Genomic DNA, 12388 nt, shown 5'->3' with positions numbered 1-12388 from the left:
CAAGTGTTATGGGTAAGAATGTCGTAGTCCTGGGCACCCAATGGGGTGATGAGGGCAAAGGCAAGATCGTTGATCTGCTGACCGAACATGCTGCCGCTGTAGTGCGCTACCAAGGTGGCCACAACGCTGGCCACACCTTGGTAATCGACGGCGAAAAAACCGTTCTGCACCTGATCCCGTCGGGCGTACTGCGCGAAGGCGTGCAGTGCCTGATCGGTAACGGCGTGGTGGTTGCTCCCGACGCCCTGTTGCGTGAAATCATCAAGCTGGAAGAGAAAGGCGTACCGGTGCGCGAGCGCCTGCGTATCAGCCCGTCCTGCCCGCTGATCCTGTCGTTCCACGTTGCACTGGACCAGGCCCGTGAAAAAGCCCGTGGCGAGCTGAAGATCGGTACTACCGGTCGTGGCATCGGCCCTGCTTACGAAGACAAGGTTGCTCGTCGTGGCCTGCGTGTTGGCGACCTGCTGAACATGCCGCGTTTCGAAGCCAAACTGCGTGAGCTGGTGGATTACCACAACTTCATGCTGGTCGGTTACTACAAAGAAACCGCCATCGACTTCGACAAGACGCTGGCCGAGTGCAAAGAATACGCCGAGCTGCTGAAGCCGCTGATGCTGGACGTGACTGCTGAGCTGCACGACCTGCGTCGCGCTGGCAAAGACATCATGTTCGAAGGCGCTCAAGGTTCGTTGCTGGACATCGACCACGGTACCTACCCGTACGTCACCAGCTCCAACACCACAGCCGGTGGCGTTGCGACTGGTTCGGGCGTTGGCCCGATGTTCCTGGACTACATCCTGGGCATCACCAAGGCTTACACCACTCGCGTAGGTTCGGGCCCGTTCCCGACTGAGCTGTTCGACGACGTTGGCGCGCACTTGGCCAAACAAGGTCACGAGTTCGGTGCTACCACCGGCCGTGCTCGTCGTTGCGGCTGGTTCGACGCCGTTATCCTGCGTCGCGCTATCGATGTGAACAGCATCTCGGGCATCTGCCTGACCAAGCTGGACGTACTCGACGGTCTGGAAACCATCAACATCTGTGTCGGCTACAAAGATGCAAACGGTGTTGAAGTGGCGCCGACTGACGCTGACAGCTACGTAGGCCTGGAGCCTGTGTACGAAACCGTACCGGGCTGGACTGAATCGACCGTGGGTGCCAAAACCCTGGAAGAGCTGCCAGAGAACGCCCGCGCTTACATCAAGCGCGTAGAAGCACTGATCGGCGCACCGATCGACATCGTCTCGACAGGTCCGGACCGCAACGAAACCATCGTTCTGCGTCACCCGTTCGCGTAACACGTCGCGATACAAAACAAAGGGCCCTTAGGGGCCCTTTGTTGTTTTAGCCCTTTGTAGGAGCGAGCTTGCCTCGCGATCTTTTGATCTTCTAAACGCTCGCGAGGCAAGCTCGCTCCTACAGTAAGCAGGCCTGCGGCACGACCCTTGCTTTGAAAATGCCATTAGTGTGCCATCAATATAATGGCACCGTTGTAGAGGGGTTTTCTGTGTCTGCCGTTCTCTCATTGTTACAAAGCCGTTTGCTGCGGCCTGTATTCGTTACCCTCGGTATCGCCCTTTTGGTGCAAGTGCTGGTGGCGGTGGCACTCACACGGAGCACGGTCACGGCGCTGGAGTCTGATTTAGACGCGGGTCTGGCCTCTGACAGTCAAAAGCTCTCGGCTGAACTGGCGCAGGCCGACCGTGAGGTCAAAAGCAGCCTTGACGGCTTGTCTGCCAGCACTCGTCAGCGTCTGAGCGCAGGCTTGGCGCCGCGTCTGAAAGAGGAGCAAATGCAACTGTGGGAAACGCTGGAGAAGAGCCTCAAGGACTCGGCGAATGACATGGCGCAATTGCTGGCGTCTGTTGCGCCCCGTGCCATATGGGACAACGATGTGCCTGCGCTGTCTGAATTCGCGCGCCGTGCGCAGCGAAATCCCAATGTGTTGTTCGTGGTATACGACGACGCGACGGGGCAACACCTGACGCGTTATCTCAATCGAGACAACCCCATCAACCAAGCGCTGCTGGAAAAGGGCAAGGGCGAGCGAGCGCTGGACAAAGTGCTGGATGCGGCGCGCAGCGACCCGGCGGTGTACTACCTCGAAGCGCCTATCAGCCCTAATGGGGTTGAGATCGGCAAAGTCTTGATGGGGGTTTCCACTGCGTCGGTTGAGCAAGAACTGGCGGCTTTGGATAAGCGCTTTGCCGTGTTGATCCAAAGCAGTGAGCACTTGGTCGACGAAAGCCTGCAAGGTGCGGCGAGCGACAGCTCAAAGGCGTTGGGCGCGCGTTTGCAGTCGGCTCAGGCTGCGGCGGCGCAGATGCAAGCCAATACGGCGCTGACGGTGCGCGACGCGGCAGACACCTTGCGCTGGCGTATCGGTTTGAGCCTGGCGCTGGTGGGCTTGGGCGTCTTGCTGTTGCTGGCGGTGGTGTTGGGCAGGCGTGTGGTCAACAAATTACTGCTGTTGATTGCGGCGCTGAATGATCTGGCGGCGGGCGATGGCGATTTGACCAAGCGTGTGGGCCTGAACAGCAAGGACGAAATTGGCGACATGGCAGCGGCGGTCAATCGCTTTGTCGACAAATTGCAGCCCATCGTGCGGGAGGCGGGGGATGTGGCGCAGCGCACCGGGGTCGAGATTGGTGCCATGAGCGTGCGCAATGCCGGGGCGGATGCGGCCGCGCAGTTGCAGCGTGATGAAGTGGCGCAGAGCCTCAAGGCGCTGTCGACCATGGCCGATGACGCGCAGTCTGAGAGCCAGGCAATGCAGGCGGCGCTCAAGCAGGTGGTGGATATTCGTCAGGCGACCGATGAAAACACCCGTACTTCTGCGCAAGTGGGGGGCTTGATCGAAGCGCTGGCCGGGCAAGTGGGGGCGGGCGCCAAGGTCATCGAGCGGCTGGCGCAGCAAAGCGAGCAGATCGAGGTGGTGCTGACAGTGATTCATGGCATCGCTGAGCAAACTAACTTGTTGGCGCTGAACGCGGCCATTGAAGCGGCGCGGGCCGGTGAGACGGGTCGTGGCTTTGCCGTGGTGGCGGATGAGGTCCGTGCGCTGGCGAGCAAGACGCAAAGCTCCACAGGCGATATTCAGGCGCATATCGTGGCCTTGCAGCAGGGCGCCAAAGAAGCCGTGGCAGCGATTGCTCAGGCTGGGCGTCAGGCCGATGAGGGCTTGGCCGTGTTGCGCGGTAGCGTGAAATTGCAGAAGAGTGTGCAGGCATCGGTTGAGCAGGTGCACACGGCCATCGGTGAGGCCACCAAAGCCGCGGCGCATCAGGCGCAGGGTGCGCATGCGGTGCGCGGGCGGGTAGAAGTGATTCATGCCCAGGCAGAGCGCGCAGCAGAGGCGGTGACGCAGACCACGGCCAGCGGCAAGGTATTGGATGGTTTGGCAGCGCAACTGAAAGCGAGTTTGGGGCAGTTCAGGGCCTAAACCTGTAGTCGCTGTCGAAGAATGAGGCTGCGATGGGCCGCGAAGCGGCCCCAGACAGCGGTCCTGCGGCCCATATCGCAGCCTTCGTACCTCGTCAGCGACTACACGTGCTGTTCAGCGGCTCAAATACATCCGCGTTGTCAGCAAATACACCGGCAATCCCGACACCAGTATCAGCAACGCCGCATAAGGTGCCGCCGCCGCAAACTCGATGTTCGAGGTGTGCGACCAGACCTGTGTGGCCAAGGTGTTAAGCCCGGTAGGGCTCAGCAGCAAGGTCGCGGTCAGTTCCTTCATGGCGTCCAGAAACACTAGGGCGAAGGCTGCGCCCAGCGCCGGGAAGATGATCGGCAGCGTCACCCGGCAAAATGCCGAGAACGACGAAGCGCCCAACGTTCGCGCAGCTTCTTCCAGTTGCGGCGCTGCTTTGTTCAGCGCCGTGCGGATCGGCGCCTGTGCCAGTGGCAAAAACAGCAGCGCATAAGCGATCAGCAGCAATGCCGAGGTCTGGTACAGCGCGGGCACGTAATGCAGCGAGAAGTACACCAGCGCCAACGCAATCACCAGCCCGGGCAGCGCGTGCAGCAGGTAGGGCAGGCGTTCGGCCCAGATGGCCAGTTGGCCTTTGTAGCGCACCACCAGCAACCCCACCGGCACCGCCAGCACCAGGCACAGTGCCGCGCCGCCCAGTGCCAATGACAACGACGAGAACAGCGCTTCGCCAATCTCAGCCACCGGGAATGCCGCCGAGCTGCCTTTGACCAGCCAGTACACCAGCATGCCCAGCGGAATGCCGCTGCCAATCACTGCCAGTAGCAAGCAATACACTTGCCCCAGCAATAACCACTTGCCCAGTCGCACTTGTTCGGCGCGTCTGGCAGCCCCTTGGCCGATGCGAATGTGTCGGCCTTTGCCGCGTACTTTCAGCTCCAGCCACAACAGGCTCAGGCACATCACCAGCAGCACCGCAGACAGCATCGCCGCATTGGCGTTGCTGAACTCCAGCTCAAATTGCTGGTAAATCGCGGTGGTGAAGGTTTGCAGGCCGATGATCGACAGCGCGCCGAATTCCACCAGCATGTGCAGAGCAATCAGTAATGAGCCTGCCAGCAACGAAGGCCAGACCAGCGGCAGGGTGATGTTGAAAAACACCCCCCAGCGATTCTGACCCAAGGTGCGGGCTGATTCTTCAAGGGCCGGATCGAGGTTGCGCAAGGTGGCGGCGACCGGCAAAAAAATCAGTGGGTATTTGGACAGGCTCATCACCAGAATCGCCCCGCCTAGACCTTCAAAGCTGGCGCTGAGCGAGACCCAGGTAAAGCTGCTGACGAACGCCGGGACGGCAAACGGCAGGCACAGAATCACGCCCCACAGGCGTCGCCCTGGCAAGTTGCTGCGTTCCAGCAACCAGGCCAGCGACAACCCGACCAGCGCGCAGGTCACGGTCACGCCGACCATCAGCAACAACGTGTTGCGCATCAGGCCAAACACGTAAGGCCGCCAGAGCAGGCTCAGCGCTTGCGCCCACCCGGCTTGCCAGGCTTTGGTGCCGACATACAGCAGTGGCAGCAGGCTAAGTCCGACCAGCAACAGGACAGGCAGCAACAGCCAGATCGACGGTCTTTTGCGTTTCAGGGAGTAGCGCGCGGGGTGGGCAGCAGAGAGCATCAGAGCAGGCCGGTTTCGCGTTCGAGGTCCAGCGCTTCTTCGGCGTTGCCCAGGTCGGCTGGCGTGATCTTCGGTGCTTGCAGCTCATCAAACGGCTTGAGACCGCGCTCCGAAACCATGCCTTTGCGCATCGGGTATTCGGCGGTGGTGTTGGTGATCACCCGCTGACCCTCTTCGCTGGCCATGTAGGCGAGCAGTTGCTGGGCTTCTTTGGGGTGTTTGCTGGCCTTGATCACGCCAGCGCTGGACACGGTGATCAAGCCGCCTGCATCGCCATCGGTGAAGTAGTGCAGTTTGGAGTCCAGTTCGCCTTTTTCTTTTTTCAGGGCAAACCAGTAATAGTTGTTCACCAGAACGGTGGCGACTTCGCCATTTTCCACCGCCTTGAGCGCTACCATGTTGTTGGTGTAGGTCTTGCCGAAGGCGCGCAGACCGGTCAGCCATTCTTCTGCGGCATCACGTCCGTGCAGCTTGATGATGGCCACGGCTTGTTCCTGAAACGCGCCGCTGGTGGGTACGAAACCGACTTTGCCTTGCCATTCAGGGTCTGCGAAATCGAGTACCGACTTAGGCAGGTCTTCTTCCTTGATCAACTTGGGGTTGAACGCCACGACGCGGGTGCGGGCGGTGACGCCGATCCAGGTGCCATTGGCGGCCACGTATTCTTTGGGCAGTGCTTGCAGGGTGCTGTCGTCAGCCTTGGCCAGAAAACCTTGCTCGCCGAGGTTGTTGAGCGGCGGCGATTCTTCGGCATAGAACACATCGGCGGGCGAGCGGTCACCTTCTTCCATGATCTGGCTGGCCAGTTGGTTGCTGCTGCCTTTGCGCACGTTGACGTGGATGCCGGTCTTGGCCTCAAAGGCGGCGGCGAGGTTGTCGCCGACCTCCTTATGCTGGCCGTTGTACAGCGTCAGGGTGACAGGGTCGGCAGCGTAGGCGGGAGCGGTCAGTGCTAGACCGAGAATGGAGAGAGTCAGACCGCGCAGTAGGGATGTCGCAAGCCGGGTATTTCGGAGCATCATTCGCTGGGTTCCTCACTTGGGTACTACAAAACTTGAAACAATAATAAACGATATTGTTTCTCAAGTGCGCTTGACCCAGCGTCCAATTGCGCCCAAGCGACGTTCTGTGATGCTCATTCTTCTACAGAGTGTCGAGAAAACTGCGCAACGCACGCAGTTCGTCCTTGTCCAGGTTCAGTGCTTTCAGACGTTCACTGGTGCTCGGAAACAGCGGGTCATTGGCTTGTTGCGCGTTGCGGCGCGGGCGCGGCATGCCCATGTTGTAGAACGCCAGCGTGCCTTCCATGTTGACGAACAGGCCGTTGTGCATCCAGGGCGCAGTTTTCATCACCAGGCGCAATGACGGGGTGCGGAAAGCGCCCACATCCTGTGGCTGGCGTGTCACTTCATAGCGCCCAAGGTCTTCGTATTTGCGCCCGTAATAGCTCAGGCCCACGTTATGGAACTGTTCGTCGCTGAGTGCCGGGCCAAAGTGGCAGTTCATGCAGCGCGCTTTGGTGCGAAACAGGTGCAGGCCGTAAAGCTGTTCATCGCTCATGCGTTGCGGGCGTCCGCGCAGTAATTGCTCGAAGGCGGTGTTGCGCGTGGCTTTGACCAAGGTGCGCTGGTAAGTGGCCAGTGCTTGCCCGGTGTGCTCGGTGGTGATGGAGCCCGCGCCGAACACCTGGGCAAACTGTTCGCGGTAGGCGGCATCGGCATTGAGTCGTTCGAGCAGTTGCACACTATCAAACGCCATTTCCACGGGGTCGACGATAGGGTGCAGAGCTTGCTGCTCAAGGCTGCCGCCCCGGCCATCCCAAAACAGGTTGGTGCTGTAACCACTCATTACCAGGCTGGGCGCATTGCGGCGGCCGCTCTGGCGGTCATGGCCAAACGACACCCGACGACCATCGGCAAAGGCCATGTCGGCTTCGTGGCAGGACGCGCAGGCAATTTGCCCGGAGCGCGACAGTTTGGGGTCGTTAAACAGCTTTTTGCCCAGCTCGGCCTTGGTGTCGCTGAAAGGGTTTTCGGGCGGTGCAGGGACGTGGTCGGGCAGGGCGGCCATCTCTTGCCAGTGCACATCGGCGTCTACCTGCGGGGCGGGCCATTGGGCGACAGGTTGGCGATACAGCTGGGCGACGCAGGCCGTGTACTGGGCGGTCTTCTCATCGCAAGCGCTTGCTGCTTGGGCGTCGAGGCAGCTCAACGCCAGTGCAGCGCTGAAGCAGGCGGTCAGGCTGTTCAAAATGTGTACCCCACTTCGAGCATGAATTGGCGCCCGACTTCAAAGGTGGGCAGGCCGCTCGTTTCGGTGGCGCCGACGATTTGTTTGTCCAGCAGGTTGGTGACGTCGAGGTTGACGAACACGGCTTGGTCTTTGCCTGTGGGCATTTGCCAGGCCAGCCGGGTGTCCCAGGTCAGTGCGCCGGAATACGGTGTTTCGGCCCACACATAGGCGTCGGAGCCTTCATGCACGACTTTCTTGCCCGTGGCGGCAATCCGGCGATAGCCATCGCGATAGCGCAGGAAATGACTCCAGGTCAGGTTCAACGGGGCGATTTCGGTGATGGTCGTCAGGCGTGCTGTCCACGGGCGGTTGTAGTTGGTCGCGGGCATGTCGGAATACTTCATGAACTTGCCGTCGTACTGGATCGTCGGGTCTTCAACGTAAATGGCGCCGATGCTGGCGTTGTAGTTCGACAGGCCGGTGTTATTGACCTTGCTCCAGTCCATGGCGAACTGGCCCGAGGTGCGGGTGCTGCCCAGGGTAAAGGCTTGCAGCGGGGTGATGGTCAGGGTGTAGATGTCGGCGTCGCTTTTGCCGCCGTTGTAATAGGTGTAGTAGTTGGCCGCCAGGGTGCCAGTGTCTTCGGAAGGCTGGCCGATTTGCGCGCCCCAGGCGCGGCTGACTTGCTGGCGGCCCATGCGCTTGACGTATTTGACAGCAAATTCGGTGTCCCACTGCACATGGCTCAGGCCCAGTGTCAGCTCATCGTCATAGGGCACCTTCAACTGGTTGAACTGGCTGTCATTGGCGTTTTGTTTGCCCATCACCCAGTCAGCGGTCTGGCTGGCGCGGCTGTATTCGGTGCCCATGGCGGCGATGCCGTCGCGCAGACGGTAGGCGTACAGATTGCGCCCGTAGTAACGGTTGGCGCCGCCGATGAGGTGGGTTTTGTTGTCGCCAAACACGTCCAGTTCAATGGCCAGACGCGGCGCCACGGTGGTCTGGCTCATGTAGTTATCGCCGTCGATGCGCACGCCGGGCCGCACGGTGAGGCGTTTGTAGCGCATTTCATCTTGCAGGTATAACGCCCACGAGCGCGTGTCGAAGGCGACTTTGCCTTGGGTCAGGGTCATCTTGTTGGCGTATTGGCCGTTCCAGCCATTGGCGGTCTGGCCGATGGAGCAATAGGCGTCGTTGCCCACGCAGGTATCGGTGCTGGCGACGCTGTAGCTGCTGTAAGGCTTGTTGCGCTCATAGCTGGCTGAGCTTTGCGACAGCTCCAGGCCGGTTTGCAGCGAGTGGTCGATGCCCAGCCACTGGAAGCTGTTCCAGTCGGCCTTGAGTTTGTAGGCCAGGGTTTTCTGGTTTTCTTCGATGTCGCCAAAGCCGCCTTCAGTGGCGAAAGCCGAGGTGCTCCAGTCTTTGGTGGTCGACGTGCGCCACAGCACCATGTAGTCGCTGTCGGAATAGCGTGAGGTATGCAGTTCGCTCCAGCTGAGGTTTTGTTCGACCCGGGCCAGTGGCGCATTCCATACCAGCCGTGCGCTGAGGCTGTCGCCGCCAGCTTCCATCTCGCGAGCGGAGAGCAGCGAGTTGGGGCCAAAGGTTTTGGCGGTTTCCGGGGCGTGGGTCAGGCTGACGTCGAGCTTCCAGTCGTCATTGACCTGCCAGACGGCCTTGAGGAAGTAGTTATCGATGCGCCGTGTCTGAGTTTCGGCGGCGTTGGCGGTCTCGGTTTGGTTGGAAATGGCAAAGACCCGGGTCGGAATGGTCGAGTCTTTACGCGAGAAACTGCCTAGCAAGCCGAAGTTGTCCGTCACATGCCCTTCGAGGGTGGCGCGGGTAATGATCTTTTTAAACTCGGGCTGGCTGCTGTTGCCGAAGCCCGCTTTGAAGCTTTCAAGGTCGGGGTCGTCTTCATTCAGGTGGTAGCGGGTCCACTCGGAGCGCGACATTTGCACCGACAATTTGCCGTGGAAGTCTTTCTTGGGGTCGCGGGTGTTGGCCTCGACCACGCCACCGTTAAAGCCGCCAAATTCCACCGGAATGTTGCTGTCATAGACACGGATGTTTTCTAGCAAATCAGTGTCCAGGGCCATGCCCTGGCTGCGCCCCGGCAACTCATCGAAATCATCGTTGCTGTTGCCGGGGTCGAGGTCGTTGTTCATGCTCATGCCGTCGACCACAAACAGGTTCTGCCACGGGCGTGCGCCGTTGATGCTGATATCGGCCGGGGCTATTTCGCCGGGTGTCTTGCTGCTGAGCTGATTGTTGTCGAACTGTACGTTGGGGTTGGTGCGCAGCAAGCTGGTTATATCGCCATTGCCTGAAGGCAGGTTCTCGATCATTTGCCGGTCTATCACGTGTTCGCCCTGGAAAACGGCGTCCATCGCGGTAATCGGTGTGCTTTTGATCTGCAAGACATCGCTGTCGGTCGGCGGCAGAACTGATGCGCTGTCAGGCGAGGTGACTTCCCATTGCAGGCCGCTGGAGTGCAACAGGCGAGCCAAAGCGTGTTCCGGGTCTAGGTTGCCATTCACCGGCGAGCTGCTCAGGCCGGTGAGCAGGGCGCTTTCTGCGCTGACCTGCCAGCCGGATTGCTGCGAAAACGCAATCAGTGCGGCGGCCAGCGGCTGGGCGGCTATCTGGTAATGCTGAAGGCTGGATTCAGCCTGGGAGGCGAGGGTCAGTGCGGGTAAACCCAGCAGCAGGCCCAAAGACAGGGATCGGACGCAACGCAAACGCAGAGAAGGCATGAGAGGACCTACGAAATGAAACGCCTTGGTCACTAATGCGAATCTTTATCAGTGACGTTCGTAGGTAAAGACTCTCGGCTGCTGAGGATTTCCAGAAATAGTTGAAAAAAGATTTACGGCGCGTCGGTAACGATCAAGGCATACGGCAGGCTGTCTTGCACGGCGCCACCCAGCGGGGCGATAGCGGCCTGCAAGGCGCGTTTTGGGTCACGCAAGTTCAGGGCGGCGGTAATGCGGCGTTGGCCCAGGGTTTTGTCTGTCAGCAGGATCAGGCCGGGCTGATAGCGACGCAGTTGTTTGATGACGTCTTCCACGGATTGATCGACGGCAACCAGTTGCCAGCGACGCCAAGGGGCAATGGACTCATTGGGCCATTGCGCGAGCCGGGTTTGATTGTCTTTGGCGCTGTAGCTCAAGTGATCGCCGTGATGAAGGCTGGAGGGTTGCGGCGCAGCAGGGGTTTTTACGGCGACAGTGCCGCTTTCAACGCTGACCTGTACCTCATCGTTTTCCACGCTGACGGCAAAGGCGGTGCCGGTCACACGAACCCGCACTTGCCCGGCGTTGACGTAAAACGCGCGGTCTGGCTCGGATTTGACCGAGAAAAAGGCTTGGCCCCGTAGCAGCGTGACTTGTCGCTGCGCGGGGTCGAATTGCACGTCGGCCACGCTGTTGCTGTCGAGCAGCATGTGGCTGCCGTCGCTGAGCGTGATGTCGCGATGTTCGGCGATAGGACTGCGGTAATCGGCCCGCAGGGCTTGCCAGTCGGGCAAGAGCATACACACTGCGCAGGCCGCGGCGGCGGCGCCCATCCATGAGTGTTGGCGGCGGCTGAAGCGACGAGGCGCTGGCGTGGTCGGCGCAGCGGCGCTTGTCGCGTTCGGCAAATTCAGGGCGGCGCCGCTCAGTTGCCAGACTTTCTGCGCCTTGCGCCATGCCGCGTCATGTTCGGGGGCGCTGGCACGCCAGTCATTCAGGCGTCGGTTGAGCTCGGGGTCGTGGGGGTTTTGCTGAATCAGCAGCAGCCAGTCCAGCGCGGTTTCCCAGACCAGGTTCGCAGGGGGCTTATCAGTCATCACTCAGTTGTTCCGCGCAGTAGGTCAGGGCATCGCGGACCAATTGGTGGGCCAGGCTCACAGAGATACCCAACTGGGTACCGATTTGTTGGAACGTCAGGCCTTGCAGTCGATGCAGGACAAATGCCTGTCGTGTCCGTTCAGGCAGGCGGGACAGAGCATGTTGCAATTTACGCAGCTCGTCCAGATGCAGGGCTTCCTGTTCTGGGGAGGGCGTGTTGGAGACATGCTCGTCGAGCAGTTCGTCGCGGGAAGTGTGGCGATTCTCAAGGGTGACGCGGCGATTCAGGTCAAACGCCAGGTTGCGCACAATTCGGTACAGGTAGCCGACCGGCTGAGTGAGCGGGACCAGATTGTCTGCACCTTGGCTAAAGCGTAGCCACGCATCCTGAACCACATCTTCGGCTTTGGCGCGGCAACCCACGATGGGGGCGGCATAGTCCACAAGCGCATGTCGATGCGTGAGGTAGAGCTGTAGTCTTTCGTTGTTGTCGGACACTCGAATCCAGGAAGACGCGCAGGCGATCTGAAGGTGGCCGGATATTAGTGCGAGTGAGATGGATTATCAAATACAACGTTTGTGTACTGGATAGAAGGCATCAGACCAAGGGAGGGGGAGTGGGCGGTGAATGCCGGAAACTAAAAAGCCCGCTTTCGCGGGCTTTTTGAGTGGTTTCACAACCTGTTGGCTGTAAACCTGAATTGGTGCCCAGAAGAAGACTCGAACTTCCACGGCCTTGCGGCCACCAGCACCTGAAGCTGGCGTGTCTACCAATTTCACCATCTGGGCAGTATCAGCAACGTTGCCGCTGTTGATGTGGCGCACTATACGGAGAGCTATTTGATCTGTAAACCCCTGTTTTGGTTTTAATAAATCAAATTTTTATAAGATCCCGAAATGCAAAAAACCCGCTTTCGCGGGTTTTGTGTGAGCCTGAATATTGTACTAATCTCCATCTCTAAATTGGTGCCCAGAAGAAGACTCGAACTTCCACGACCTTGCGATCACCAGCACCTGAAGCTGGCGTGTCTACCAATTTCACCATCTGGGCAGCATCTTCAACGTTGCCGTTGTCGATGGCGCGCACTATACGGATGACCCTTTGACCTGTAAAGCGTTGTGATTAAAAATATTGCAAATATTTCGCGAATGGTTGGTCTGCGGCAGTAAAGCGTGTCAGAACGGGCTAATACAGGACTGTATGAACCCGAAA

7 protein-coding genes, 2 tRNA genes and 2 pseudogenes are annotated in these 12388 nt (G+C 59.5%); 3 read left to right on the top strand and 8 right to left on the bottom strand.

What is annotated here, in order from left to right:
* The first annotated feature begins 8 nt into the window (after nucleotides 1–8).
* The 3 genes and pseudogenes from RHM56_RS20640 to RHM56_RS26010 form a co-directional block, all read left to right on the top strand.
* Complete coding sequence (locus RHM56_RS20640) at nucleotides 9–1298, top strand: adenylosuccinate synthase (protein WP_019411159.1); 1290 nt, start codon at nucleotides 9–11, stop codon at nucleotides 1296–1298.
* Nucleotides 1299–1456: 158 nt separating this feature from the next.
* Nucleotides 1457–2584 (top strand): annotated as a pseudogene (locus RHM56_RS26015) (HAMP domain-containing protein); the annotation flags it as partial.
* Nucleotides 2585–2947: 363 nt separating this feature from the next.
* Nucleotides 2948–3442, top strand: a pseudogene (locus RHM56_RS26010) (methyl-accepting chemotaxis protein); the annotation flags it as partial.
* A 114-nt stretch (nucleotides 3443–3556) separates the two neighbouring features.
* Here the strand turns inward: RHM56_RS26010 and RHM56_RS20630 are convergent.
* The 8 genes from RHM56_RS20630 to RHM56_RS20595 form a co-directional block, all read right to left on the bottom strand.
* Entirely contained in the window at nucleotides 3557–5110 is a 1554-nt protein-coding gene (locus RHM56_RS20630; RefSeq protein WP_322235574.1) for an iron ABC transporter permease, read from the bottom strand.
* Entirely contained in the window at nucleotides 5110–6132 is a 1023-nt protein-coding gene (locus RHM56_RS20625; RefSeq protein ID WP_322235572.1) for an iron ABC transporter substrate-binding protein, read from the bottom strand. Before RHM56_RS20625 ends, RHM56_RS20630 begins: the two co-directional genes overlap by 1 nt.
* Nucleotides 6133–6253: 121 nt before the next feature.
* Nucleotides 6254–7360, bottom strand: coding sequence for a cytochrome-c peroxidase (locus RHM56_RS20620; protein WP_322235570.1), 1107 nt, complete (start codon nucleotides 7358–7360; stop codon nucleotides 6254–6256).
* Nucleotides 7357–10098 carry a TonB-dependent receptor gene (locus tag RHM56_RS20615; protein WP_322235568.1) on the bottom strand — a complete coding sequence of 914 codons (2742 nt, stop codon included), beginning with the start codon at nucleotides 10096–10098 and terminating at the stop codon, nucleotides 7357–7359. The genes RHM56_RS20620 and RHM56_RS20615 overlap by 4 nt, the downstream gene beginning before the upstream one ends.
* Nucleotides 10099–10211: 113 nt before the next feature.
* The gene (locus tag RHM56_RS20610) at nucleotides 10212–11174 is read right to left on the bottom strand and encodes a FecR family protein (protein WP_322235566.1); all 963 of its coding nucleotides are present in this window, start codon (nucleotides 11172–11174) and stop codon (nucleotides 10212–10214) included.
* Nucleotides 11167–11673 carry a sigma-70 family RNA polymerase sigma factor gene (locus RHM56_RS20605; protein WP_322235563.1) on the bottom strand — a complete coding sequence of 169 codons (507 nt, stop codon included), beginning with the start codon at nucleotides 11671–11673 and terminating at the stop codon, nucleotides 11167–11169. The genes RHM56_RS20610 and RHM56_RS20605 overlap by 8 nt, the downstream gene beginning before the upstream one ends.
* Before the next feature lie 204 nt (nucleotides 11674–11877).
* Nucleotides 11878–11964: transfer RNA gene (locus tag RHM56_RS20600), tRNA-Leu, on the bottom strand.
* A gap of 175 nt (nucleotides 11965–12139) precedes the next feature.
* Nucleotides 12140–12226 (bottom strand) — tRNA-Leu (locus RHM56_RS20595).
* Nucleotides 12227–12388: the final 162 nt, after the last annotated feature.

Origin of the sequence: Pseudomonas sp. CCC3.1 (assembly GCF_034347405.1) — a bacterium.
GTDB lineage: Bacteria > Pseudomonadota > Gammaproteobacteria > Pseudomonadales > Pseudomonadaceae > Aquipseudomonas.
The sequence above is the reverse complement of the archived record's forward strand: the minus strand, read 5'-3'. Positions and strand labels throughout refer to the sequence as shown.